Raw genomic sequence first — 26,363 nt, forward strand, 5'->3', positions numbered from 1 at the left:
CGGAACACTGCTCCGTATGTTTGTGGAACAGCGCTCCGCTTAGTTCGCCGATCCAAGGGAAAAGACACGTCATGAGCATTCCGACCCTCGCGCCCACCCCTGTCCTGTCGGTCGGCCCGGTGGTGCTGCCCACCCCGGACCGTGCCGTGGACCTGCAGGTCCGGGTGTCCGCGCCGATGAGCGGGGACGAGTTGCCGATCATCCTGTTGTCACACGGCCAGGGTTACTCCAACCATCTCTCGTCGCTGAACGGCTACGCCCCGCTCGTGAATTTCTGGGCAGCGCAAGGGTTCGTCGTCCTTCAGCCCACGCATCTGAGTTCGAGGACGCTGAACCTGGACTCCGACGACCCCGAAGCGCCGATGTACCACCGGTCCCGCGCCGAGGACATGATCCGCATCCTCGACCGGCTCGACGAGATCGAAGCCGCCGTCCCGCAGCTTCGCGGACGCCTGGACCGGGGCAAAATCGCCGTGGCCGGGCATTCGATGGGCGGACATACCGCGAGCCTGCTGCTGGGTGCGCGGTACACCGATCCCCATACCGGAACGGAGGTGAACCTCGCCGAGCCGCGTATTTCCGCCGGGGTGCTGCTCGCCGCGCCCGGCCGGGGTGGTGACGCCGTCACCGAGTTCGTGGCGGAGAACTATTCCTTCTTCCTCAGCACGGACTTCTCCGCGATGGCGACCCCCGCGCTCGTGGTCGCCGGTGACAAGGACGCCTCCACTCACCTGACGGTCCGCGGTCCGGAGTGGCACGCCGATCCGTATTTCCTTTCGCCGGGGCGGAAGACCCTGCTCACCCTGTTCGACGCGGAGCACGGGCTCGGCGGGATCTCGGGTTTCGACGTCGCCGAGACCACGGACGAGAATCCGGAAAGAGTCGCCACGGTGGCACGGCTGACCTCGGCTTATCTGCGCAGCGAGTTCTATCCGGGAGATCCGGCCTGGCGGCAGGCGTGCGATGAGCTGACCAGCGGACGGGTCGAAGCCAAGGAAGTCAAGTAGGTCCCTCCCAGGGACCGTGCCCGGAGCCGTGTCAGGGCACGGGGATCTCCGCCCACACCGTTTTGACCCCGGCGCCGGTGCGCACGCCCCACTGGGCGCTGATCTCCTCGACCAGCGCCAGCCCTCGCCCGTGCGGGCTCGTGGGATCACGCTTCTCGACACGGTGCGGCTTCAGCCGGGGGCAGCGGTCGTCGACTTCGACGCGGACCACGTGGCGGCCTGCGGGGACGGACACTCTCAACCTGGCGACGCCGTCCGCGTGCTCGTGCGCGTTGGTGACCAGTTCCGTGGTCAGCAGTTCGGTGTCCGCCACGATGGTGCGTCCGAGGTCGCCGAGCAGGCCTCGCAGCCAGGCCCGGATCTTCCCCAGCGGAGGGGACCCGCCGCTGAGGAATTCCCAGGCGTTCTTTGTTCCCACGCGTGTCTCCTTAGTGGGGTTCCCCGCTGGGATACCCAAGGAGGGCGGCGTTCACACTCGAGGCCGGCTCAGGGATGCTCGCGGTGGCGCGGCCCGTCGATCTCGCTGGGGTACTTCGAGGCAGTCGATTGTGCGCGCGAAGGTACGTTGCGGTCGCTGTGCTGATCCTGGTCCTCTGACGGGGTTCATTCCGCGCGACGAGGGGGAACACTCGTGTTCAGAAAAATATCGGCCGTACTGACGGTGCTTTCGCTGGCGCTCTTGGGAGTCGCGGGTACGGCGCACGCCGGGATCGTGCAATGGTCCGATGGGTACGAATCGAATCCCTTCGGTACCTGGGAACGCGAAATTCAGGGCGGTGACGGGCATTCCTGGTTCGACATCGGGATGGGAGTGGCGCGGACCGGCAACAACAACGGCTGGCTCTTCGCGGACAACGGCTGGTCGGCGATGCGGGCTCCCAAGTCGCTGAGCAGCTTCCCGTCGAATCGCTCGAACTGCGCCGCCGCCATCTACGCCGACCCGGTCGGTGGCGGGGCGAACATCGGGCTGGAGATCTGGGATCCCAACGGCTGGCGGAAGATCTCCCAGACGGTGAAGTGGATCGAGGACTGGGCGGGCTATCAGCTCATCACCTTGCCCAACCTCAACCTGAACGGGGTGGGCACCGTCTATCTCCAGCCGATCTACGGCAACAACGGCGGCCCGGCGAAGTACGTCCGCCTGGACGACGCGATCATCCAATGTGCCTACTGAGCGGGTCTCCCGGCCGAGCCTGATGTCTCGTCGCGGTATCGGCCGCCGGCCGGCGCTGCGCCATTCGGTGAAGATTCACTGACAACATCGGTGGGATCCGGGTTTCGCCCGGCGAAGTGATCACGGAGACCGCCGGCACCTTCGGCACTTCTCATGCTGAAGAGTGAGAAGTGCCGAAGGTCTTTCGGTGGAACGGCGCACTGCGGACGTGGTCCGAGTAGCCCGGATTCGCGGTAACAACCCGTTGAGAGCATCGGCGCGGGGCACTCCGGGTGATGTCCGGCTCTCGCGCTAACGAAAGAAGAAATTTTTCCGTCTTTCTCAGGCAACCCACAGAATTCCGGCTGTGGCCGGGTCTCGAAAGGGAAGTCCATGTCGCGAAGACCACTGCTCGTCGTCCTGACCGCCGTCACGGCGACGCTCGTGTCCACCGCGGTCGCCGCCGCGGCACCGCCGGGTGTCGACCCCGCCACGGTCGACCTCACCCTCGCCGCGGGGCAGAGCACGACCGTGACCAAGAACGTGACGACCTCGGCGGTGCCGCCGAACCCCGATCTCGTCCTGCTCGCGGACACCACCGGCAGTATGGGCGGGCCGATCGGCAACGTGCGATCCAACGCCAGTGCCATCACCGGCGACGTGCTGGCCGCGCAGCCGACCGCGCAGTTCGGTGTCGCCGAATACAAGGACTTCACCGACTCGGTGCCGTTCAAGGTCAACCAGGGCATCACCGGCGACACCACCGCGGTCCAGTCGGGAATCAACCAGTGGGTGGCCTCAGGCGGCGGGGATACGCCGGAAGCCAACCTGAACGCCCTCTATCAGCTGGCCACCGGAGCCGTCTCCTTCCGGCCGGACGGCACCCGCATCGTCGCGTGGTTCGGCGACGCGCCGTCGCACGATCCGAGCGGCGGGCACACCCTGGCACAGACCATCGCGGCGCTTCAAGCGGCGAAGATCCGCGTCGTCGCCGTGAACGTCGGGGCACTCGACGCCACCGGACAGGCCACCGCCATCACCTCGGCCACCGGTGGGGTCCTGCTGAACAACGTCCCCGCCGGTCAGGTCTCCCAAGCCATTTTGGACGGCATCAAATCCATCGAGGTCACGGTGACCCCCAAGGTGACCAGCTGCGACCCGCAGCTCACGGTCACCAACGACCCGGGCAGCGTCAAGGTGACCAGCGGCGGCGTCGCCCAGTTCACCGAGACGATCACCGCGTCGGCCGGGGCCGCTCCCGGCACCTACCACTGTGTCGTCGATTATCAGGTCGACGGTGTCTCCCTGGGGTATCTCGAGACCACGACCGTGCGCGTGCTCGGCTTGAGCATCGACGACGTGACGGTCGACGAAGGTTCAGGCGGCGCGCCGGTCCCGGCGACCTTCACGGTGTCACTGCTCGGTGGCCCTGCCCCGAATCCGGTGACCGTCCAGTACGCGACCGCCAACGGCACCGCGACCGCGCCCGCCGACTACGCGAACGCGAGCGGCACCGTGACGTTCGCGCCCGGCGAGACGGTCAAACCGGTGACCGTCCTGATCAACCCGGACACCGTCGACGAACCGAACGAGACGTTCACGGTGAACCTCTCGGCCCCGTCGGGTGCCGGGCTCGTCGATCCGGTCGGTGTCGGCACGATCGTCGACGACGACCGTGACGGCGTCTTTTCCTGCACGGGTACCGCGGCGAACGTTCTCGGCGTGACCGCGGCGCGGGCCAACCCGGCGAATCTGCCGTGTGCCGACGACGTGAGCACCGTGGCCGCCGCGACGCTCAACGCCGGTCTGATCAAGGTGGACACCCAGGTGCTGACCGCGTCGACCGATCTCACGCCGGACGACCAGTCGGTGGCCCCCGCCGCGGGCGACCGCGCGCTGGCCGCGGCCAGGATCGACAAGACGGTGATCAGCACGGTCGGGCTGACCATCGAACTCGGCGTGATCCAGTCGCAGGCCACCGCGACCTGTCAGCCCGCGCCGGGCGGTCTCGCCCCGGTACTGGCAGGCAGTTCGCATGTCGCGTCGCTGAAGATCAACGGTTCGGCGGTCACGGTGGGCTCGGAACCGCTGACCATCCCGCTGGTCATCGGCTCGCTGAAGCTCAACGGCCAGACCGTGTCGAACGGCGTCGTGAAACAGCAGGCGGTCGCCTTGGACACCGCGCTCGCGAAGATCGTGCTCGCGGAGTCCCAGGCCGACGTGCACGGCACCGCCGCGCATCCGGCGGGCAACCCCTGCCGGCGCTGACGGGATGAACCGGCCGGGCGGACAGGTCTCTCCTGTCCGCCCGGTCCGCCACGGGGGTCAGGGGAGCAGTTCGACGGTCGCCACAGTGGCCTGCGCGAGCAGCGCGTTGTCGATCTTGGCGTCCTTTGTGGACCGGTCGGTCAGTACGGAGAGGACGATCGGCGCCCGGTTCGGCGGCCAGACGACGGCGATGTCGTTGCGCGTGCCGTAGCTCGCCGTCCCGGTCTTGTCGGCGACGGGCCAGCCCGGGACCCCCGCGCGGATGTTCGCGTCCCCGGTGGTGTTGGCACGCATGATGTCGACGAGGATCTTTCGCTTGTCCTCGGGGAGCTCGTCGCCGAGTGTGAAGGCGCGCAAGCTCACGGCGAGGGCGCGAGGCGTGCTGGTGTCCCGGATGTCGCCCGGAGCGGTGTCGTTGAGTTCGGTTTCGATCCGGTCGGCGTGGGTCGTGGTGTCGCCGATCCCGCGCAGTACCGAGGTGAGGCCCGCGGGACCGCCGAGTTCGCGGAAGAGCAGATTGCCGCCGGTGTTGTCGCTGTAGCGAAGGGTGGCGTCCATGACCGCGCGCAGCGGCATGCCGGTCCCGACGTGCTTCTCCGTGATCGGCGAGTTCGCGACCAGGTCCTGCCGGCTGTAGGTCACCGTCCGGTCCAGTTCGGCGACGGGCGTCCGCTGCAGGACACCGCCGGCGGTGAACACCTTGTGCGTCGAGGCGTAGGCGAACCGCTCGTCGGCGCGGTAGGCGACCTCGCGGCCGGTCGCGGTGTCCACCGCGTACACCCCGAGCCGGGCGCCGAAGGTGTGTTCGAGCCGCTCGAAGTCGGCACGGCCGTCCGTTACGACGGTGGCGGTGGCCGAGGAGGCGGCAGGTGGCTGTGCGGGAGCGGGCGTGGAACACGCGGCGAGGGACACGACCGAGAGCGCCAGAAGAGCCACCCGGCCGAGCAGGCGGCGAGAAGAGACGGACACCGTGATTCCTTTCAAGATCGTTCGATGTCCGCAGTCTGGCGAGCGCCGCTCATGCTGTCCAAGACATGAATGAGCTGTTCCATGCGATTCAGGCATACTATGTGGTCGTGGACCTGATCGGTGGCTGCCGGGCGTTCGTGAGCGTGAGTGAAGCCGGGAGCTTCACCGCGGGAGCCGCGCTCGCCCGCATTCCCCAGCCGGTGGCGAGCCGCCGGATCGCCGCGCTGGAACGGCATTTCGGCGAGCGGCTGTTCGACCGCACCACCCGCCGCGCCCTGCTCACCCCGTTCGGCCGGGACATGCTGCCGTCGGCGAAACGCCTGGTGACCCTGGCCGACGCCATGGAGCACGACGCGCAGCGCGCCAAACTGCGGCCGACGCGGGTCGCGATGCCGGAGATCTGCACCACCCGCGAGCTCGCCGAACTCGACGCGGCGGCACGGGCACTGGACGTCTTCCTGGAGTTCCGGCAGGCCCCGCCACGGGAACGAGCCGAACTCGTGCGCACCCAAGAGGTCCGCGCGGCTCTCACGACCGTCCCGGGGGAAGAGGGCGCCTGGAAGGTCACGCTGGGCCTGGCCGGTACTGGCGGGTCGCGGCCGGGGCCGCTGCACCTGGAAACGTTGCGGGTGGGCCGGTCGGGCCGGACGCCTCGCCGGGTCTGGATCCAGCCCGAGGACGACGTCCCGCATCTGCGCGACCGCCTGTTCCGCGTCCGCGATTCCGTGGGACTGCGGCCGGCGCAGGTCACCGTCGCCGATTCGCTCACCGCGGCCGCGGCGGCCGTATTCGGTTCGGCCGATCTGCTGCTGTGTTCGACGGCGCAGGCCACCGAACTCGGCTTGGCCTGGCGGCCCATCGGCGAGATCCGGCTCGTTCGCGGCTACGACATCACCGCGGGGCTCGGCGAGGACGCGCAGCGGCTCCGTGCACGCTTGTGGCCGGACATCGCCCGGTGTCTCGGCGCGGAGGAGACCACATGAACACGGAATCGCTGCTCCCGCGGTTGCGCGCGGAACTGGCCGACGGCGGTCTGCGAGGCTCCTTCCTGGTACGGGACCTGCGGACCGGATCCGAGATCGGCATCGATCCCGACCTGGAGTTCCCGTGTGCCTCCTTGGTGAAGATCCCGCTCGCCGCGGCGACCTTGGAACGGATCCGGCGGGGCGAACTGGACGGTTCGGCGCCGATCGAGGTCCAGCCCGGCCGGGCCACCACCCCGGGCCCGACCGGGCTGACCCGGTTCCGGCATCCGGCGAGGGTGGCGATCGAAGACCTGCTCTACCTCACCATGGCCATCAGCGACGAAACCGCGGCCGACGCGCTCTTCTCGCTGACGCCGCCGTCCGAGGTCACCAGGATGACGCGAGAATGGGGTGTACCCGGGATTTCCGCACGGCATCCGGCGGCGGACCTGAGCGACACCCCCGCGGAACGCTTCGGCCCCGAGGACGTCCACCTCGCGCACGCGCTCGCCATCACCGCGGGCACCGCGGGGCAAGGACATCCCGTTCCCCAGCTCGACATCACGCGTGCGAGTTCGGGTTCGGCGCGAGCTTTCGTCCGTCTGCTGGAAGCATTGTGGACACCGTCCAAAGTAGACGAATCAGTGGCGGCGAGGGTGCGCGAGCTGATGGGGCTCAACCTGTTGCGCCAGCGGCTGAGTCCCGACTTCGTCTCCGATGCCACGAAGTGGTCGTCGAAAACGGGGACACTGCTCAACCTGCGGCACGAGGTCGGCGTCGTCGAACACGCCGACGGCGGGGTCTTCGCGATCGCCGCGCTCACCGAATCCCGGGTCCCCGCGGCGATCCAACCGGAGGCCGAAGTGCTGATGGCCCGCGTGGCGCGGGCGCTGCGCGATCAGCTGCGTGGCGGGTGAGGGGCCCTCCCCGGGCGTTTGCGGAAGGATCATCACGGGTATCCCTCGCACGTGCTCGACCCATCACCTGATCTCGCCGCGCACTTCCCCGAATTGCGGGACCAGCGTCTCGTCGTCGACTACGACGACGCCGACGACCCGGTTCTGCTCCGCCCGGACGGTTCCCCCATCGACACCTGGCGGGAGAACTACCCGTATTCCACGCGCATGCCGCGCGCCGAATACGACGTGGTGAAGCGGTTGCTGCAGATCGAACTGCTGAAACTGCAGTACTGGATCAAGGACACCGGCGGCCGCATGGTCATCCTGTTCGAGGGCCGGGACGCGGCGGGCAAGGGCGGCACCATCAAGCGGTTCACCGAACACCTCGACCCGCGGGGCGCGAGAGTGGTGGCGCTGAGCAAGCCCACCGAACGCGAGCGGGGCGAGTGGTATTTCCAGCGCTACGTGAACCATCTGCCCACCGAGGGTGAGATCGTGCTGTTCGACCGGTCCTGGTACAACCGCGCCGGCGTCGAACCGGTGATGGGGTACTGCACCGACGAACAGTACGAACGCTTCATGCGGCAGGCGCCGCTGTTCGAGCGGATGCTCGTCGACGACGGGATCGTCCTCGTCAAACTGTGGTTCTCGGTGTCGAAATCCGAGCAGCGGACCCGGTTCCTCATCCGGCAGGTCGACCCGGTGCGCCAATGGAAACTGAGCGCCAACGACGTCAAGTCGCTCGACCGCTGGGACGCCTACACCGAGGCGAAGGTGAAGATGTTCCGCGCCACCGACACGAAGATCGCGCCGTGGACGGTGGTCAAGAGCAACGACAAGAAGAGGGCGCGTATCGAGGCGATGCGCAGTGTGCTCGCCCGCGTGGACTACGCGGACAAGGACGAGGACGTCGTCGGTGAGCCGGATCTGAAGGTGGTCGGCGCCGCGGCGACCCTCTTGGAAGAGGGCGAGGACGAAGCGTCGCTCAGCCCGACTCCGATCGCGCCGTCGCCGGATCCCGACCACGGTCCCGGTCTGCACCCGTGACCGCGTCGGCTGCCGTGTCGAGATCCCGCCATGTCGGGTATCCGCCATCGCCGGGCCGTGTAGGAACGCTGATCAGCTGTCTTTACTTCTCGTACGGACGTCGGGGGCTCCTGTCGAAAGGATCATGGTGATCAGTAGTACGAGAAAGACGCGGAGAGGCACGGTGGCCGTGGTCGACGGCGCCTTCCTGGCCTCGGGCCTGGTGACGGCCCCGGTCGCGGGCGCGGCACCCGCGGTCAAGGCCGCGCGGGCGGGCCTGACGACGCGGAAGCGGCGCAAGAGCCGACCCTCGCCAGTCGACGGCTGCTTGCCTTGCTGAGCGGGGGACTGACCGACGAGGCGATCGCCCGCGAACTGGGCGTCAGCGAACGCACGGTGCTCCGGCGGATCAGCCGTCTGCAGCAGTTGCTGGGGGCGCGGACGCGATTCCAGCTGGGAGCGCAGGCGTCCCGTCAAGGCTGGCTTTGAGACAGCCGGTACGGGGTGGGCTGGGTTGGTCGTGAGTGGCGATTCGTGTTCTAACCCGAATCGCCACTCACGACCCGCTGTACCGACGACGACCGCGCGTGAAGGTTCGCCCGCCGGAAATTGTCACTCGAGTACGGATTTCGCGCGCGGTATTCGCGGGCTCGCCTTTTCCGGTCTCGTGAGTGGTAATGACGGGGTTCCGACCGTCATTACCACTCACGAGGTGACCAATGAATCCGACGCTGGTCATGATCGCGCTCGGGGCGTTCGTCACCACCCTCGACAACACGATCGTCGCGGCGGGCGCGCCCTCGATCGCGCGTGACCTCGGGCTCGGCCTGCCCGCTCTGCAATGGGTGAGCATCGGGTACATGCTCCCGTTCGCCGGCCTGCTGCCGGTGGCGGGCACACTGGTGGACCGCTGGGGGCAGGCCGCGACCCTGCGGGCCGGGCTGCTCGCGTTCGGCGCCGGAGCGGCCGTGGGCGGATCGGCCACGACGACGTGGCTGGTCATCGCCGCACGGGCGGTGCAGGGTGCCGCAGCGGCGTTCCTGGTACCGGCCCTGCTGAGCCTGCTTCGCACCAATCTCGACGCGCGAGGGCGTGCGGTCGGCGCGACGGTGTGGACGGCCTGCCTCGCGGTCGCGTTGGCGCTCGGCCCGACCCTCGGCGGTGTACTGAGCGAGTACCTGGGCTGGGGCTGGATCTTCTTCGTCAACCTTCCCTTCGTGACGGCGATGCTGGTGTTGTGCCGCAAGGTCGCCACCGCCGGCCGCGATCCGGCGGCGAAGCGGCCCGCCGTACTCTCGATGCTGGTGGTGACCACCGGCATGGTCCTGATCACCGCCGCCGTGGTGCGACTGGGTGAGGGTGACGTGCTGGCGCCCGTGGCGTTCGGCGCCGCGGGCACCACGTTCGCGATCTGGTTCGTGCTGCGGGAGAAACGCGCGCGTGAGCGGCTGGTTCCCGCGGCGCTGACCGGGCAGCGGGTCTTCACCGGCGCGCTCGGCGTGCAAATGCTGTGGGGATTGGGGGTCTCCGGCGTCTTCTTCTTCACGCCGTTGCTGCATCAGGAGTTCCTGGGCCTCGGACCGGTGCTCGCCGGGCTGCCGCTGGTCGTGGTGGCGGTCGCGGTCGTCGCGGCGACACCGCTGGTTCCCTGGGCGGTGCCGCGGTTCGGTCCACATCGGACGGTCGCGGCGGGACTGGCCACGGTCGCCATCGGGCTGCTCGCACTCGCCGCGGTCAACCATGTCCCGGAGGTGCTTCCGAGGATTCCCGGGCTGGTGCTGATCGGTGCCGGATCGGCGTTGACCACGCCGCTGACCTCGTACGCGCTGGAGATCGTGGCGGAGCGGCACTCGGGCACCGCCTCCGGCCTGCTCACCGCGTCCCGCGAGCTGTCGAGCGCGCTGGGGGTCGCGCTGATCGGGACGGTACTGGCCGTGGTGCGCACGGCGCGCCTCGGCGAAGGTGCCGCGCCTGCCTTGGCGGGCGGCTACACGGCGGGCCTGCTGACCGCGGCGGCACTGGAACTCGCCGGCGCGCTGCTCGCGTTCAGGCTGCTGAAAGAGCGCGCGGGCCGAAATCCGTCCCGAAGTGACAAGCGTGGTGACCCGTTTCTCGCGCCCCGGTGAGCATGGCCGCATCACCGTCAGCGTTTCACGGTCACTTCATTGACACTGTTCCCGCCTGATCCATACAGTTCGGCGCGGATAAAGAACGGTCTCCGGAATGGAATCCGCTTTCGGCAACGGTGCCGTTCCGAATTCACCCGCTCCTGCTCACGTCGTCAAACGAGGGGCCATGGAAACCATTTCGGAAACGGTCGTCGTCGCCCACGGGCGGGACGACGAACTCGCCGGGGAGTCGTTCGCGACCCTGCTGGAGTACTGGGCCCGGCGGCTCGGTGACGAGGTCGCCGTGACCTACCTCGACCATCGTGCCGGCGCGGACGGCAGGGCCGTGACCTTGTCCTGGCGCGAACTCGACGACCGGGTCGGCGTCCTCGCCACGCGGCTGGCCGACTTCGCCGTGCCAGGGGAGCGGGCGGCGATCCTGGCCCGGCAGTCCGCCGACTACGTCGTGGCCTTCCTCGGCGCGATCCGGGCCGGGCTGGTCGCAGTCCCGTTGTTCGCCCCGGACCTGCCCGGACACGCGGGCAGGCTGGCGGCCGTGCTCGCCGACTGCGCACCGCGGGTCGTCCTCACGACCGCCGACGCGATCGACGGCGTCTGCGGCTTCCTCACCTCGACGGAGATCGAGCGGCCCGCCGTGCTCGCCGTCGACACCCCTTCTCCGGTCGCGGCCGGTGAGCGTTCCTGGCCGCGACCGGAACCGGACGGACTGGCGTATCTGCAGTACACGTCCGGTTCCACCCGGAGCCCGGCGGGAGTGATGCTGACCCACCGCAACGCGCTCACCAACGCCCGCCAGGCCTGCGACTCCTACGGGGTCGAAACCCGCGCGACGTCCACCGTCAGCTGGCTGCCGCTCTTCCACGACATGGGCTTGATCCTCGGCATCGGCGCACCGATGGCGGCGGGCGCGGCCTCGGTGCTGATGGATCCGCTCGCGTTCCTCGAACGCCCGTCACGATGGCTGCACGCACTCACGGCCAGCCCTGGCGCGATCAGCGCGGCTCCGAACTTCGCTTACGCCTACGCCGCTTCCCGCGTGACCGAGGCGGAGAAGAGCTACCTCGAACTGAGCCGGGTCGTCTCGCTGATCAACGGAAGCGAGCCCGTCCTGCCCTCGACCATCGCGAAATTCCACGACGCCTTCGTGGACTGCGGCCTGCGGCCCGAGGTCCACCGCTCGTCCTACGGTCTGGCCGAGGCCACCGTGCTCGTCTCCGTCACCGAGGCGGGCAAGGCACCACGCCAGGTCACCTTCGACCGCGACCGGCTCGCCGCCGGATTCGCGATGCCCGCCGGACCCGGCGCGGCGTCCACCACGCTCGTCTCCTGCGGACTTCCCGCCGGCCAGCGGATCCGTATCGCCGACCCGGTCTCCGGGGCCATGGCGAGGCCCGGCGAAGTCGGCGAGATCCAGGTGAAGGGCCCGAACGTCGGCGTGGGCTACTGGGGGCGGCCCGGCGCCTCGGCCGCCGTGTTCGGCCTGCCGCCGGTCGATCCGGACACCGGCACGGGCTGGCTGGCGACCGGTGACCTCGGCGTGCGCTACGACGGCGAGCTGTTCGTGACCGGAAGGGTGAAGGACCTCGTCGTCGTCGACGGCCGCAACCACTATCCGCAGGACATCGAGCAGACGGTGGAGACGCATCCCGCGGTCCGGCCGCATTCCGCGGCGGCCTTCGCGATCGAGCACGAAGACGGCGAGGCAGCGGTCGTCGTGCTGGAACGGGCCAAGGGCGTCGAGGCCGACGTCGCCGTGGTGACCGCGGAGATCCGGAGAGCGGTCTCGGCCGCGCACGGCCTGCGCCCCCACGACGTCGTCGTGCTCGAACCGGGCGAGGTTCCGCGCACCTCCAGTGGCAAGATCAGCAGGGTACTGTGCCGGAAGTCCTATGTGGATGGTGCGCTGACCGCACGGCGGCTCGGATGACCCCGAGGATCCGGGACTGGCTGATCGCGCGGGTGGCGGAACGGACCGGACTGACGGCGGACCAGGTCGATCCGGACCGTCCGCTGCACGAAAGCGGGCTTTCCTCACGGGAGTCGATGGAGCTGGCCGCGGATCTGGGCCGGTACCTCGATCGTCCGCTGGCGCCGACCCTGGTGTGGCAGTGCCCGACGATCAACGCCCTCGCCGAGCATCTGTCCACAGTGGAACGTGGCGACGCCACGGGGGCGGAAGGCCATGAAGGGGAACCGATCGCGATCGTCGGGGTCGGCTGCCGTCTGCCGGGCGGGGCCGAGTCCGCAGACCGGTACTGGCGTCTCCTGGACGCCGGAAGCGACGGCATCCGCGACCTCCCGGAGGGTCGCTGGGAGGCGTTCGGCGCCGACCTCGACTGGCTGCCCGGCCGCGGCGGTTTCCTCGGTGACGTCGCCGGTTTCGACGCCGAGTTCTTCGGCATCACGCCGGGGGAGGCCGAAACGATGGACCCTCAGCAACGGATGTTGCTCGAAGTCGCTTGGGCCGCGCTGGAAGACGCCGGGATTCCGCCCTCCACCCTGCGGGGAAGCCGGACAGGCGTGTTCGTCGGGCTTTCGGCGGGCGAGTACGGACACCTGACCATGTCCGACCCCGCCGCCGTCGACGTGTGGTCCGCCACCGGCGCGGCGACGAGTATCGCCGCCAACCGGCTCTCGTACCTGTTCGACCTGCGCGGCCCCAGCCTCACCCTCGACACCGCCTGCTCGTCTTCGCTGGTGGCGGTGCACCAGGCGGTGCAGAGCCTGCGCCACGGCGAATGCGCGACGGCGCTGGCCGCCGGGGTGAACCTGATGCTTTCGCCCGCCGTCACCGCGACCTTCCACCGGGCCGGGGTGCTGGCTCCCGACGGCCACTGCAAACCGTTCGACGCCGCCGCCGACGGGATCGCGCGCGGCGAGGGCTGCGGTGTGGTCGTGCTCAAACCGCTCAAGGCCGCGCGCCGCGCGGGGGACCGCGTGCTGGCGGTGATCCGCGGCAGCGCGGTGAACTCCGACGGCCGGTCCAACGGCCTCGTGGCCCCCAGCCCGGCCGCGCAGGCCGCGCTGCTGCGTCACGCGTACGCGGCGGCGGGGGTGGAACCGTCCTCTGTGGACTACGTGGAAGCACACGGGACCGGCACCGCGCTGGGGGATCCGATCGAGGCGAGTGCGCTCGGCGAGGTGCTCGGAGCCGGCCGCGAACCGGCCCGCCCCCTGCTGATCGGTTCGGTGAAGGGAAACCTGGGTCATCTCGAAGGCGCGGCGGGTATCGCCGGGCTGATCAAGGTCGTCCTCGCGATGGTCCACCGGCGGCTGCCGCCGACCCCGCATCACCACGAGCCCAGCCCGCACATCGACTTCCCCGGCCTCGGCCTGCGCGTGGTCGGCACGGCGACGGACTGGCCGCGCTACTCCGGCGTCGCGCGGGCCGGGATCTCCGCGTTCGGCTTCGGCGGGACCAACGCCCACGTCGTACTCGAAGAGTGGCCCGCGGCGTCGTTCCCTGCTCTTGGGAAGGAAACCGAAGGCCCGCAGGTGTTCGCGCTGTCGGCCAAGTCGCCTGAAGTGCTCCGGGCGCGGGCCGCCGATCTGGCGGACTGGCTCGACGACCCCGCCCATCGCGCGGTGCCGCTGGACGCCGTCGCCGCGACGCTGGCGCGGGGCCGGGATCACCTGCCGGTCCGGGGCGCGGTGATCGCCGAGAAGCGCGACCGGATCGCCGCCGCGCTGCGGGAAATGGCGGCCGGACGCGAGGGCGGCGACGTCGTCACCGATGCGGCCGGGCACGTACCCGGTGTCGTGTTCGTCTTCTCCGGCTACGGCTCCCAGTGGCCGGGGATGGGCCGCCTCCTGCTGCGCACCGAACCCGCGTTCCGCGCGGAGGTCGAGACACTCGATCCGGTGTTCATGGCCGGAGCCGGTTTCTCCCTGCGTGAGGTGCTTTCCGGCGAGCACGAACCGCCGGATCTCGGCGCGACGCAGCTCGCGTTGTTCGGTATGCAGCTCGCACTGGCCGGGCTCTGGCGTGCGCACGGTGTCGTCCCGGCGGCGGTGCTGGGGCATTCGATGGGCGAGGTCGCGGCCGCCGTCGTCGCGGGGGCGCTGGACGTCGCGGACGGGCTGCGGGTGATGGCCACGCGGGCGCGGTTGCTCGCCGAGGTCGACGCGACCGGAGACGGCGCGATGGCCGTCGTCGAACTCTCGCCTGCCGAACTGGCCGACCTGGAAGCGGAGTTCCCCGGGATCACCGTCGCGGTCTACGCCTCCCCGGTCCAGTGCACCGTCAGCGGGGCCGCGGATCAGGTCGAGGCGCTGGTCTCGCACGTCGAGAGCCTCGGGAGGCTGGCCAGAAGGCTGCCTGTCGGGGGTGCCGGTCATTCGGAAGCCGTCGACGCCGTCCTCGGCCGGTTCCGTGCCGACCTCGGCGGTCTCATCCCGAAACCGGCCGAAATCCCTTGCTACAGCAGTGTTCTCACCGATCCACAGCGGACACCGGCGTTCGACGTCGAGTACTGGGCGGCCAACCTGCGCCGTCCGGTGCGGTTCAGCCAGGCACTGGCGGCGGCGACCGCCGAGGGATACGGCGTCTTCGTCGAGATCTCCCCGCATCCGGTGGCGCTGGCCGCGATCGAGCAGAGCACCGGCGCGCTCGCGCTGCCGTCGGCGAGCCGCAAGATCGACGAACGGACGGCGTTCCTCACCACGCTCGCCCGGCTCCACACCCTCGGGGTGCCCGGCGTGCTCGACGCGCGCGGTCCCCGTCCGGTCCCGGTCGCCCTGCCCGGCCCCCGCTGGCGGCATGAACGGTTCTGGCCGCGCCGCTCGGTCGCGGCGTCCGGAACCGGTGGCGCGCATCCGTTGCTGGGCGTCCACATCGAACAGCCGACCGGCGGCGGCCACCTGTGGCGCGCGGATGTCGGGACCGCGGTGCTGCCGTGGCTGGCCGACCACGCGGCGATGGGGGTCCCGCTGTTCCCCGCCGCCGGTTTCCTGGAACTGGCGCTCGCGGCGGCCAAAGCCGCGCTGCGACCCGGCAGGCAACTGCGCGTCGGCGCTCTCGAACTGCACCGGGTGCTCCCGCTCGCCGCGCACACCGAGGTCACGACCAGCCTCAGCACCGGTTCCGGACCATCCGAAGTGGACATCTACGCGCGGTCGGCGCATGGCGGCTGGATCCGGCACGCCACCGCGCGAGTCCGCGACGGGGACACCACGGTGGTGCCGTTCGGCGCTGTCGGCGGGGACGCCCGGCCGGTCGACCTCTACCCGGCGCTGGCCAAGATGGGACAGAGCTACGGTCCGGCTTTCCGCGGGCTGCACGCGGTCATGGCCGCGCCCGGCCGCGCCTCGGCGTCGATCACCTTGCCCACTGACCATCCGGCGTATGTCCTGCACCCGGTGATCGCCGACGCTTGCCTGCACGCGCTCGCCGCGGCGGGCGGGGACGCGCTGCGCGAAGCCGACGGCGTTTTCCTGCCGCTGACCGTGGGCGAGATCGTCCTGGCCGGTGATCCCCGCCGCGGTGTCCGGGTCGACGCCCTGCTCGATTCGCTCGATCCGGCCGGTGACGGCCTGGTCGGCGGTGTCCAGCTGGTCGACGCCGACGACGTCGTCCTCGTCGAGTTCCGCGAGGTCTACTGCCGCCGGTTCCAGCGTTCGGCCCTGCCGGTACCGATGGCGGACCTGTTGTTCGAAACCGTCTGGAGGCAGGCCGAGCTGCCCACGGCCGAAGCGGGCGAACACCGCTGGGTCGTGCTGCACGACGACGAACACCGAGGCGCGCCATGGCTGACGTCGTTGCGCGACCGGCTCACCGAAGGCGGGGACGAGCCGGCGATGGCCCCGCTCGGCGACCGGGCGGCGCTGGCGGAACTGCTGCGATCCCACGAGGTGACCGGCGTGCTCGTATGTGTCGCCACGACGGGTGAGCCCGACCCGATGCGGGCCGGTCAGCGGATCGCCACCCTCTCCGCCGTCGTCGCCGAACTGGCCGAAAACGCCACGCCCCCACGATTGTGGCTGGTCAGCGCGGGCGCGTCGGCCGTCGAACCCGGTGAGAGCGGCGACCCCGGCCAGGCCTGCCTGCGCGGGTTGATCCGGGTCCTCGCCTTCGAACATCCCGAACTGCGCGCGAGCCAAATCGATTTCGACGCCGAACCGGATCCCGCCCTGCTGTGGATCGGCAGGCTGGTTGCGGAGATCCGGGCGGACGCGCCGGACGACGAGGTCGCGTGGCGCGAAGGCATCCGGTACACCCGGGTGCTCGGCCGTCCGCCGCTGGGTGAACCCGCCCGCGAAACCGTTGTGCGCGAAGGCGCTTACGTGATCACAGGGGGACTCGGCGGCCTCGGTCTGGTCGCGGCGGACTGGCTCGCCGGACGCGGTGCGACCAGGCTCGTCCTTTCCGGACGTCGCGGCGCGGGCCCGGACACCGAACCCGCGCTGGCGGCACTGCGCGACCTCGGCGCCGACGTCCACGTGGTGACGGGCGACATCGCCGAGCCCGGGACGGCGGAGGCACTGGTCGCGGCGGCCACGGAAGGCGGTGTGCCGTTACGCGGGGTTCTGCACGCGGCCGGTGTGCTGGCCGACGGCGCCGCAAGTGCTGTCGGCACCGAAGCGGTCGAGAAGGCCTGGCGGGCAAAGGCGCTGGGAGCGTGGCGATTGCACGAAGCGACCGCCGGACACGACCTCGACTGGTGGCTGGCGTACTCGTCGGCGGCCGCGTTGTTCGGCTCGCCCGGCCAGACCGCCTACGCCACCGCGAACGCCTGGGTGGACGCGCTCGTCGCGTGGCGCCGGGCCGCCGGCCTACCGGCGGCGACCATCGGCTGGGGAGCCTGGGGCGAGGCGGGCGCGGCCGTCGGCAGCCGCAACCCGGTGCTCGAACCGCTCGGTACGGACGAGGCGCTGGCGGCGCTGGACGCCGTGCTGACCCGGGACCGCGTCACGACCGGGATCGCCCGTGTCGACGCCGGAACCGTGCTGGCCCTGTTCCCCCGGCTGACCGAACGACCGTTCTTCGGAATGCTGGTACCGGGGGAGGGACCCGAGGCGGCACCGTCCACTTGGGACGGATTGGACGCACTGCGTGCGGTCCTGCCCGACGCGGCCCGCGAGATGCTGGCCGACTACCTTGCCGGGCTCGTCGCCGGCATGCTCGGGCTCGCCGCGGACGAGATCGACAGGCACGCCTCGCTCACCCGGCTCGGCCTGGACTCCCTCACCGCCATGCGCGCCAGAGGTGTCGTGGAACGTGACTTCGGCCTGCCACTGCCGATTCCGCTGCTGTTGCGCGGCGCCAGCCTCGGCGAACTCGCCGATCACCTCGCCGAGCAGGCCGGATTCGGCGCGAGCGGCCCGCGAGCCGCCGTCCCGGCCGTCAAGGTCGGACCACGCGATCCGGCCGAGCGTTGGGTCGCCCGGCACTGGCAAGCGGAACTGGGCGGCGCGGAACCCGGTGTCCACGACGACTTCTTCGCCGTTGGCGGGGACGCGGAAGGCGCGGAGCGGTTACGGTCGGCGTTCGCCGGTCAGCTCGGCTCGGTCCCCGGCGCCGACCGGCTCTTCGCCACTCCGACGATCGCCGCGATGGCCGATCTGCTGCGCGCCGGAATCGAGGGACGCGGGGACTGCCCGGTCCGGCCGTTGCGTGAAGGCGGCGGGGCGCCGGTGTTCCTGTTCCACCCGGCGGGCGGCCCGACGAGCGTGTACGAGGGACTCGTGCGCCTCCTGCCGGAAGGCTGGAGCGTCTACGGGCTCGAACGGATCGACGACGAGGACACCGTCGAGGGAAAGGCCGACTGCTATTTCGAGCTGATCCGGGAAATCCAGCCACGGGGGCCGTACCGGCTCGGCGGCTGGTCGTTCGGCGGCTGCCTCGCCTACGAGACGGCCCGGCGGCTGACCGCGGCGGGGGAGCGGGTCGAGGTCGTCTTCATGATCGACAGCATCCTGCCGTTGCCCGCCCCGGGGAAACCGGCGCACGAGATCCTGCTGGACCGCTTCGACCGGTTCGCCGAGCACGTCGAACGGACCTACGGCGTCCCGCTGGACCTCCCGCGCGAGGACCTAGTCCAGCTCGGCGAGGACGACCAGATCCGGCTGGTGATCAGCAAACTGGCCGCGCAGGTGCCCGGAATGGGACAGGGTGTGCTGCGGCACCAGTACGAGTCCTATGTGGACGCGCGGGTGGCCGAACGGTACTCCCCGGAGCCGTATGCCGGACCGGTGCTGCTCCTGCGCGCGCAGGAGCCGCATCCGCTGACCACCACCCTCGACCCGCGCTACCTGCGCACCGACGACACCCTCGGCTGGGACGCCTTCTGCACCGACCTCGAGGTCGTGCGGATCCCGGGCGATCACCTGTCGATGATCGACCCGCCGCACGTCGAGGTGGTCGCCACGGCGCTCACGAACCGGCTCGCGGCACCGAGGGCGTCGAGGCCATGACCGACGTCCCCTTGACTCCGACGACGGCGTTCCGGATCGCCGATCTGGCCGCCCGTCAGGACGAGGCCGTCCGGATCGCGGAGAAGCGGGCTGTCGACCGGCAGCACGCCAAAGGCAAGCTGACCGCGCGTGAACGCGTCGATCTGTTGCTGGACCCGGGTTCCTTCGTCGAACTCGACCAGTTCGCCCGGCACCGGTGCACCGAGTTCGGGATGGACGCCAACCGGCCCTACGGCGACGGCGTGGTGACCGGGCACGGCACCGTCGACGGCAGGCGCATCTGCGTGTTCTCGCAGGACTTCACCGTATTCGGCGGCAGCATGGGCGAGGTCTTCGGCGAGAAGGTCCTCAAGGTGATGGATCTGGCGATGACGCTGGGCTGCCCGATCGTCGGGATCAACGACTCCGGCGGCGCCCGGATCCAGGAAGGTGTCGTCTCGCTGGCGTACTACGCCGAACTCGGCAGGCGCAACGCGCTGGCGTCCGGGGTCATCCCGCAGCTCTCGCTGATCATGGGCCCCTGTGCCGGGGGCGCGGTCTACTCGCCGGCGATCACCGACTTCACCGTGATGGTCGAGGAGACCGCGCATATGTTCGTCACCGGGCCGGACGTCGTCAACGCCGTCAGCGGCGAACGCGTCACCGCGCAGGAACTCGGCGGTGCCACGGTGAACAGCGAAGTCTCCGGGAACGCCCACTACCGGGCCACCGACGAACAGGACGCGATCGACTGGGTGCAGACCCTGCTCGGCTATCTGCCGTCCAACAACCTCGACCCCGGCCCGGAGTACGCCGACGAGACCGAGCCCGAGCTGACCGCCGCCGATCTCGAACTCGACCGGCTGGTGCCCGATTCGCTGAACCAGGCCTACGACATGACCGAGGTGATCGTCCGCCTGGTCGACGACGGCGAGTTCACCGAGGTGCACGGCGGCTTCGCGCCCAACATGCTCTGCGCGTTCGGCCGGGTGCGGGGCCGCACGGTCGGTGTCGTGGCCAACCAGCCGCGGTATCAGGCGGGCGTGATCGACATCGACGCCTCGGAGAAGGCGGCGCGGTTCGTGCGGTTCTGCGACGCCTTCAACATCCCGCTGCTCACTCTCGCCGACGTCCCCGGTTACCTTCCTGGCGCGGAGCAGGAGCGGCACGGGATCATCCGGCGCGGCGCGAAGCTGATCTACGCCTACGCCGAGGCGACCGTGCCGAAGGTGACCGTGGTGATCCGCAAGGCCTACGGCGGTGGCTACGCGGTGATGGGCTCCAAGCATCTCGGCGCGGACGTCAACCTGGCGTGGCCCACCGCGGAGATCGCGGTGATGGGCGCCGAGGGCGCGGTGCGGGTCCTGCACCGGCGCGAACTGGCCGCGATGCCGCCGGAACTGCGGTCCGCCGAACGGATACGGCTCACCGAGGCGTACCGCAAACGGCATTCGAACCCTTATGTGGCCGCGGAACGAGGTTACGTCGACCAGGTCATCGCGCCGTCGCAGACCCGCCTTCAGGTGGCGAGGGCGTTGCACGCGCTGAGGACCAAACGGCAGACCCTCCCGGCCAAGAAGCACGGAAACATCCCGTTGTGACCAAGGAGAACTGATGAACCGAACGCGGCGGTGGGGTCTGCTGGTGTTGTCGATGGTCGCTCTGCTCGGGACGTCGATCCCGGCGAGCGCCGCTCCCACGACGGCCACCGCCGACAACGGCGCGAAGGTCGTCGAGGAGACCTGGCTGGACGCGCGCACACTCGACCTCAAGATCAGCTCGCCCGCGCTCGGCACCACCGGCATGGTCCGCCTGCTGGTCCCGGCAGGCTGGGCCGCGCAACCGACGCGGACCTGGCCGACGCTGTACCTGCTGCACGGCTGCTGTGAACCGGTCGACTACCGCTCGTGGGACCAGTTCACCGACGTCAAGGCGTTCACCGCGGACAAGGACGCCCTCATCGTGATGCCGACCGGCGGACCGGCCGGGATGTACACGAAGTGGTGGAACTTCGGCCTCAAGAGCACTCCGGACTGGGACACCTTCCACACCCTGGAGGTGCGGCAGATCGTCGAACGCGGATATCGCGCCGGGACCCGCCGGGCGATCGCCGGATTGTCGATCGGCGGGTACGGTGCCCTCGCCTACGCGTACAAGCACAAAGGGATGTTCGGCGCGGCCGCGTCCTACAGCGGTGTCCCGAACACGCTTTATCAGGGAACCCCGCTGTTCATCCAAGGGATCCTGGCCCGCGCGGGGGTCTTCAACTACCTCGAACTCTGGGGTGACAGCTGGGGGATGAGGCCGCTCTGGTCGGCGAACAACCCCTACGACCACATCGACGACCTGCGCGGCACCGCGCTCTACATCTCCTGCGGCAACGGCCAGACCGGGCCACTCGATCCGCCCGGTCAGTCCGACATCTTCGAACCTTCGGCACTGGGCACCTCGGTGAGCTTCACGGATCGGCTGAAGCTCAAGGGAATCCCGGTGACCATCGACTACTACGGGCCCGGCACGCACAGCTGGCCGTACTGGCAGCGAGCTTTGCGCAACTCGTGGCCGGTGCTGGCCGGCGCACTCGGCATTTAGCGGGCTAAACGCGGGTGGTGATGAGTTCCGCGAAGCGTTCCGGGCTGACGTTTCCGCCGCTGATGATCACCCCGACCCGGCCGGAAACGGAAACCGCGCCGCTGAGCAGCGCGGCCAGACCGGTCGCACCGCTCGGCTCGATGACGAGCTTGAGGCGTTCGAACGCGAACCGCATCGCGTCCCGGACGGCGTCGTCGGTGACCAGCGCGATGTCGTCGACGAGCTTCCGGTTGATCGAGAAGGTCAGTTCGCCGGGCACGGAAGCGGCCTGGCCGTCGGCGATCGTCCGGGGGACCGGGATCGAGACGCGTTCGCCCGCCTCCAGCGAACGTTTGGTGTCGTCACCCTCTGCGGGTTCGACACCGACGACGCGGATCCCGGGCTGCACGGCTTTCGCGGCGGTCGAGCTGCCCGCGATGAGACCACCGCCGCCGACCGGGACGATCAGCGTGTCGAGGGAACCGGTGTCCTCCAGCAGTTCCAGCGCCGCGGTGCCCTGTCCGGCGATCACGTGCGGGTGTTCGTACGGCGGGATGAGCGCGAGGCCTCGATCGGCGGCCAAAGCCTCGCCGATCGCTTCGCGGTCGCCGGTGTACCGGTCGTAGGTGACGATCTCGGCACCGTAGCCAGCGGTGGCGTCCTTTTTGGACTGCGGAGTGTCCTCCGGGATCAGGATGACCGCGCTGCTCCCGAGTTCCCGCGCCGCGAGCGCGACGGCCTGGGCGTGGTTGCCCGAGGAGTAGGCGGCGATGCCCTTGGCCAGCTGCTCCGGCGAGAGCCGGGAAGCGGCGTTGTACGCGCCACGGAACTTGAAGGCGCCGACGCGCTGGAGGTTCTCGCATTTGATCAGGACCTCGGCGCCGACGAGGTCGTCGAGGGTGCGGGAGCGCACGACCGGGGTCCGGTGTGCGACTCCGGCCAGGCGAGCGGCGGCGTCGCGGATGTCGTCGATGGTCACGGGGGCGGTCATGATGCTCCTTGATCACGGATTTCGGACAGGTAGTTGTAAGCGGAGGCTCGGGAGATCCCGATGCGGGCCGCGACCTGCGGCACCGCCCGCCGGACGGCGAAGACGCCGCGCGCGTGCAGGCTGCGGAACAGGTCGAGCCGCTCTTCACGGCTGAGCGCGGCCCACGGTTTGTTCAGCCGCAGCTGGTGTTCGTCGACGATCGCGTCCACCACCGCGTCGACGTCGTCGCCGAAGGTGGTGGTCGGCATCTCGGCGGTGGTGCCGACGTCGGCGAGCTCGCCGACGAGGGTCCGCAGCTGGCCGAGCGCGGTGACGTCGAGATTGACGCACAGCGCGCCGAACACCGAGCCGCCGCTGTCGCGCAGCAACATGGTCGAGGACTTCACGAGCTTGCCGGAAGCGGTGCGGGTGACGTAGTTCAGCTGGTCCTCCGCCTCGTCACCGCGGGCGAGCAGGCCCATGCCGATCTCGCTCATCGACCCGCCGACACTGCGGTCGGTGACCGATCCCGCGATCGCCACCACCGACTTCTCCGGACGGCGGAAGTCGTGCACGACGACCTCGCAGAACGAACCGAGCGTCGCCGCGATCCCGTCGGCGACTGGGGCGAGCGCGTCGAGGATCGCGTCCTGCTCAGACATCGCGGACCCGGGCGAGCGCCTCGACTTCCACGACACCGCCATAGGGCAGGGAAGCCACGCCGACACAGGTGCGCGCGGGCCGCGGCTCGGCGAAGAACTCTTCGTAGACACGGTTGAGGCCGTCGCGGTCGGCGATGTCGGTCAGATAGACGACGACCTTCATCACGTCGGCCCGGCTCGCACCCGCCGAGCGCAGTGCGGCGTCGAGGTTTCCGAAGGCCTGCGGGCACTCGGCGTCGAATCCGCCTGGCGCCAGCTCGCCCGTCTCGGTCACCCCGAGCCGCCCGGACACGGAAACCAGGTCGCCGCTGCGGAAGGCCGGGGGATACGGATGCTCGTTGGTCACCAGACCGACTGTATAAGTCTTGGACGAAAAGTCCAAGTGGTCTCTGTCACGTGGCTTGATTGAGTGGGCTTTGAGTCTGCGCCGCAGATGATGGTGAGGAAGGCTTCGCGGATCTCCCATCGGAGGCGTAGACGCCGGAGTCAGTGCGGCAGGGCGAAGGCGTCTTCGGCGACCTAGCGGTAAACGCCAAGGCTGGAGTCGTGTGGACCAACGGCATCCGCTGGGTGGCATCGTGCCGGTTTCCGCCGGTCACAGTAGCCGCGAGCGGGATGCCGGTGCCGTCGGTGATCACGTGGTGTTTCGACCCGATACGGGCTCGATCGACCGGACTGGGACCGGTTTCCGGCCCCCAACCGGCGCCAGCGCGTGATGGCCGAGCCATAACTCAGCTCCTGCGGCACGAACTCTCACGGGATCGCCGTATAGAGCACGAACATGATCCCGCACAACGCCTTACGGTCATCCAACCGCTTGCGCCCCGGATACCGAAATCGGCGCTCAGCCCGCGGCAACAACGGTTCGACCTATTCCCGTAGAACGTCATCGACCTCCCGTGTGTGCAGCTGCCACCCCTCGCAGGCGATCACCGAGACGCGGCATCAAGTCACACCCCAAGGCCCACTCTGTTGGGATCCCTAAATGTGATGTCTCGCAGTAGCTGCTTTATCTGGTGCTATCACCCTGCAGTGGTCAATGTGCCGATTCATTGTTGCTTAAAATTACGAACACATGTTCGAGCATTGTTTGGTATTATGGAGGGGTGTCCGAGACTTTTCTTCCTGAGTTGCCGCAGGAGTTGTGGCGTGCCGGCGGGCTGGAGCTTGCCCATGGTGTGCGACAGACTCTGCTGGTGATCCGGATCGCGTCGGCTGCGTTGGGGCGGTTTGTGGCGGAGGTCGAGTCTCGTGGTCCGAAAGACTTGTATGGCTATGGTTCGACGGCGTCGTGGCTCGCTGATGTGGCGGGGTTGACCCGGGGTGAGGCGGGTGCGATTGTGCGGCGGGCGATCGCGTTGAACCCGACGCGTGCTCTTGATGGCACGGAGATTCCTGCGTTGGCTCCGGCGACCGCGGCGGCGGCTGCTGAGGGTGTGATCGGGGAGCATCGGATCGATCAGATCCTGGAGATCTTGAAGAAGATCCCGGCGGATACAGCCCCGGAGGATCGGGAGTATGCGGAGAAGGTCCTGGCTGATCTTGCCCGGGAGGCAGGGCCGAAACAGCTCGGGAAGGCCGAGGAGAACCTGCTGGGCTGGCTCGACCCCGACGGCAAGGAACCCAAGGACCCCGAACCGGCCCAGCCCTCGCGGGAAGTCAGCCTGGAGCGCCGCAAGGACGGCTTCTGGAAACTCTCGGGGTTGCTGGATGACGAACTCGGTGCCCGCACCGCCGCCATGCTCGACGCCTACGCCAAACCACGACCAGTGGACGAGTTCGGCCAGGCCGACCCTCGCACGAAAGCCGAACGGCAAGGCGACGCCTTCGCCGAGGTCCTGGATCTGGCGATCGCGTGCCCGGACCAGCCCGGCACCAGCGGTTACCGGACCTTGGTGCACGTCACCATCGGGCTCGAAGAGCTGAAGTCTGGGATCGGCACGGCGTGTCTGGATTTCGTTGGTGAGATGACCGCCCGCGAGGCACGACTGGCCGCCTGTGATTGTTTGATGTTGCCGGTGGTGTTGAGCGCTTCCGGGGAACCTCTCGATATGGGGCGGCTGCGACGGTTCGTCACCCCGGGGCAACGACGGGCGTTGAACATCCGGGACCGGGGCTGTGCGTTCCCCGGCTGTCATCGGCAGCCGAAACACTGCCACGCCCACCACATCGATCACTGGGCCGACGGTGGACCCACCGATCTACGGAATCTCACCCTGCTCTGTGGGTTGCATCACCGGCTGATCCACCATGGGGACTGGGAAGTCCGGATGGCGGCCGACGGGCTACCGGAGTTCAGGCCGCCGCAGTATTTGGATCCGTTACGAAGACCCCGGCGCAACACCCTCCACCGCGCCGCCGCTTAACCCTGCATGACCCGAGGAGCCCGCCAGCCACACCGGCGACGGGCCCCTCGTCATGCCCACAGACCGGCAGCATCGAAGTTCGCCGAGCGAAAAGTCACCCACCGCTCACGCAGGGAGAGGAACTGATATACCGTATACAGAAAGGGAGGGAGTCTCGATGACCACCACGCAGTACGACGGCCGGATCGTCGCGCCGCCGAGTATGGCCGAGCTGGCGACCCAGGCGTTGCGCGCGATGATCCTTTCCGGCGAACTCCCGCCCGGCACACGTTTGGTCGAGGCCAAGCTCACCGAGCGGCTCGGGGTGTCCCGCCCGCCGTTGCGTGAGGCGCTGCAGATCCTGGCTTTCGAGGGGCTGGTCGTTCCTCACCCGCGGCGCGGTGTCATCGTGCGTCCCCTGACCCGCCACGACGTCTACGAGATCATCACCCTTCGCGAGGAACTCGAGGCCTTCGCCGTCAGGATCGGAATCCCGGTCCGGTCGCCGGAGCGGCTGCAGGCCTGCCGGGACGCGCTGGCGGCTTTCGAACAGGCGGGCCTCGACGGCGACGAAGGTGTCTTCACACAGCGGAAGTACGACTTCCACCAATCGATCGTCGCGCTCGCCGGGCACGACCGTGTCACCGAGGCGTATCGCGCCCTCTCCCTGCAGATGCAGTTGTGCATGGCGCTCAATCGCAGTGCCCGCCGTGACGGCGAGTCGCTGATGCGGAACGTCGAGCGGCATCGCGAGCTGCTCGCGATCATCGAGGACGGCGACCCCGAAGCGGTGCTGAAAGCGCTGGCAGCCCACGGGCACGGCAGTTTCCTGGACGAGGTGGTGGATCAGCTCGACGGGGGCACTCCCGACTCGGAGCGCTGGCTGGCCGAACGCCGATCCCGCTAGGGTCCGGTGGGTCGTGGGGGGGGCCGGACGTGTTTGAACCGAAACCACCCCCACAGCCCCGCATACACGCACCACAGGTGAACCTCCACGGTGTGGAGGGG

General features: G+C 69.4%; 19 protein-coding genes and 1 pseudogene. 14 read left to right on the top strand and 6 right to left on the bottom strand.

The window, feature by feature from the left end; genetic code table 11:
• Nucleotides 1–71 precede the first annotated feature (71 nt).
• Nucleotides 72–1,007, top strand: coding sequence for an alpha/beta hydrolase family protein (locus ACZ5ZX_RS29250; RefSeq protein ID WP_465505193.1), 936 nt, complete (start codon nt 72–74; stop codon nt 1,005–1,007).
• A gap of 31 nt (nt 1,008–1,038) precedes the next feature.
• Here the strand turns inward: ACZ5ZX_RS29250 and ACZ5ZX_RS29255 are convergent, their stop codons facing one another.
• Nucleotides 1,039–1,425, bottom strand: coding sequence for an ATP-binding protein (locus ACZ5ZX_RS29255; RefSeq protein WP_465505194.1), 387 nt, complete (start codon nt 1,423–1,425; stop codon nt 1,039–1,041).
• 213 nt (nt 1,426–1,638) lie between these two features.
• On the opposite strand from ACZ5ZX_RS29255, the gene ACZ5ZX_RS29260 reads away from it, so the two are divergent.
• Together ACZ5ZX_RS29260 and ACZ5ZX_RS29265 are read left to right on the top strand one after the other, a co-directional pair.
• Nucleotides 1,639–2,181 carry a hypothetical protein gene (locus ACZ5ZX_RS29260; RefSeq protein ID WP_465505195.1) on the top strand — a complete coding sequence of 181 codons (543 nt, stop codon included), beginning with the start codon at nt 1,639–1,641 and terminating at the stop codon, nt 2,179–2,181.
• A 372-nt stretch (nt 2,182–2,553) separates the two neighbouring features.
• On the top strand, nt 2,554–4,428 hold the full coding sequence (locus tag ACZ5ZX_RS29265; RefSeq protein ID WP_465505196.1) for a Calx-beta domain-containing protein: 1,875 nt from the start codon (nt 2,554–2,556) through the stop codon (nt 4,426–4,428).
• A 57-nt stretch (nt 4,429–4,485) separates the two neighbouring features.
• Here the strand turns inward: ACZ5ZX_RS29265 and bla are convergent, their stop codons facing one another.
• Nucleotides 4,486–5,340: a class A beta-lactamase gene (bla, locus tag ACZ5ZX_RS29270; RefSeq protein WP_465505366.1), complete on the bottom strand. Its 855-nt coding sequence runs from the start codon at nt 5,338–5,340 to the stop codon at nt 4,486–4,488.
• Between the two features lie 158 nt (nt 5,341–5,498).
• Here bla and ACZ5ZX_RS29275 point away from each other — a divergent pair, with 158 nt between their 5' ends.
• The 9 genes from ACZ5ZX_RS29275 to ACZ5ZX_RS29315 all read left to right on the top strand — a co-directional run bounded on the left by ACZ5ZX_RS29275 (nt 5,499) and on the right by ACZ5ZX_RS29315 (nt 21,399).
• Nucleotides 5,499–6,380, top strand: coding sequence for a LysR family transcriptional regulator (locus tag ACZ5ZX_RS29275; RefSeq protein ID WP_465505197.1), 882 nt, complete (start codon nt 5,499–5,501; stop codon nt 6,378–6,380).
• Nucleotides 6,377–7,279, top strand: coding sequence for a serine hydrolase (locus ACZ5ZX_RS29280; protein ID WP_465505198.1), 903 nt, complete (start codon nt 6,377–6,379; stop codon nt 7,277–7,279). The genes ACZ5ZX_RS29275 and ACZ5ZX_RS29280 overlap by 4 nt, the downstream gene beginning before the upstream one ends.
• A gap of 51 nt (nt 7,280–7,330) precedes the next feature.
• Complete coding sequence (gene ppk2, locus ACZ5ZX_RS29285; protein ID WP_465505199.1) at nt 7,331–8,308, top strand: polyphosphate kinase 2; 978 nt, start codon at nt 7,331–7,333, stop codon at nt 8,306–8,308.
• Nucleotides 8,309–8,620: 312 nt separating this feature from the next.
• Entirely contained in the window at nt 8,621–8,776 is a 156-nt protein-coding gene (locus ACZ5ZX_RS29290) for an AsnC family transcriptional regulator (RefSeq protein ID WP_465505200.1), read from the top strand.
• Nucleotides 8,777–9,006: 230 nt separating this feature from the next.
• Nucleotides 9,007–10,413, top strand: coding sequence for an MFS transporter (locus ACZ5ZX_RS29295; protein WP_465505201.1), 1,407 nt, complete (start codon nt 9,007–9,009; stop codon nt 10,411–10,413).
• Between the two features lie 169 nt (nt 10,414–10,582).
• A complete protein-coding gene (locus tag ACZ5ZX_RS29300) occupies nt 10,583–12,343 on the top strand; it encodes a fatty acyl-AMP ligase (RefSeq protein WP_465505202.1) in 1,761 nt (586 codons plus the stop codon).
• Nucleotides 12,340–18,828 carry an SDR family NAD(P)-dependent oxidoreductase gene (locus tag ACZ5ZX_RS29305; RefSeq protein WP_465505203.1) on the top strand — a complete coding sequence of 2,163 codons (6,489 nt, stop codon included), beginning with the start codon at nt 12,340–12,342 and terminating at the stop codon, nt 18,826–18,828. The genes ACZ5ZX_RS29300 and ACZ5ZX_RS29305 overlap by 4 nt, the downstream gene beginning before the upstream one ends.
• Nucleotides 18,825–20,408 (top strand): acyl-CoA carboxylase subunit beta, encoded by a 1,584-nt coding sequence (locus ACZ5ZX_RS29310; RefSeq protein ID WP_465505204.1) that lies wholly within the window; start codon nt 18,825–18,827, stop codon nt 20,406–20,408. Before ACZ5ZX_RS29305 ends, ACZ5ZX_RS29310 begins: the two co-directional genes overlap by 4 nt.
• Before the next feature lie 13 nt (nt 20,409–20,421).
• The gene (locus tag ACZ5ZX_RS29315; protein WP_465505205.1) at nt 20,422–21,399 is read left to right on the top strand and encodes an alpha/beta hydrolase; all 978 of its coding nucleotides are present in this window, start codon (nt 20,422–20,424) and stop codon (nt 21,397–21,399) included.
• 4 nt (nt 21,400–21,403) lie between these two features.
• Here the strand turns inward: ACZ5ZX_RS29315 and ACZ5ZX_RS29320 are convergent, their stop codons facing one another.
• From ACZ5ZX_RS29320 to ACZ5ZX_RS29335, 4 genes and pseudogenes are all read right to left on the bottom strand, one after another.
• A complete protein-coding gene (locus tag ACZ5ZX_RS29320) occupies nt 21,404–22,369 on the bottom strand; it encodes a pyridoxal-phosphate dependent enzyme (protein WP_465505206.1) in 966 nt (321 codons plus the stop codon).
• Nucleotides 22,366–23,010: a helix-turn-helix transcriptional regulator gene (locus tag ACZ5ZX_RS29325; protein WP_465505207.1), complete on the bottom strand. Its 645-nt coding sequence runs from the start codon at nt 23,008–23,010 to the stop codon at nt 22,366–22,368. The genes ACZ5ZX_RS29320 and ACZ5ZX_RS29325 overlap by 4 nt, the downstream gene beginning before the upstream one ends.
• On the bottom strand, nt 23,003–23,356 hold the full coding sequence (locus ACZ5ZX_RS29330; RefSeq protein ID WP_465505208.1) for a RidA family protein: 354 nt from the start codon (nt 23,354–23,356) through the stop codon (nt 23,003–23,005). The genes ACZ5ZX_RS29325 and ACZ5ZX_RS29330 overlap by 8 nt, the downstream gene beginning before the upstream one ends.
• 46 nt (nt 23,357–23,402) lie before the next feature.
• A pseudogene (locus ACZ5ZX_RS29335) lies at nt 23,403–23,871 on the bottom strand (transposase family protein).
• A gap of 245 nt (nt 23,872–24,116) precedes the next feature.
• Between ACZ5ZX_RS29335 and ACZ5ZX_RS29340 the strand changes: the two are divergent.
• Nucleotides 24,117–25,376, top strand: coding sequence for an HNH endonuclease signature motif containing protein (locus ACZ5ZX_RS29340; RefSeq protein ID WP_465505209.1), 1,260 nt, complete (start codon nt 24,117–24,119; stop codon nt 25,374–25,376).
• Nucleotides 25,377–25,533: 157 nt separating this feature from the next.
• Nucleotides 25,534–26,262 carry a GntR family transcriptional regulator gene (locus tag ACZ5ZX_RS29345; protein ID WP_465505210.1) on the top strand — a complete coding sequence of 243 codons (729 nt, stop codon included), beginning with the start codon at nt 25,534–25,536 and terminating at the stop codon, nt 26,260–26,262.
• Nucleotides 26,263–26,363: the final 101 nt, after the last annotated feature.

It is taken from the genome of Amycolatopsis sp. NPDC033938 (genome assembly GCF_055575975.1).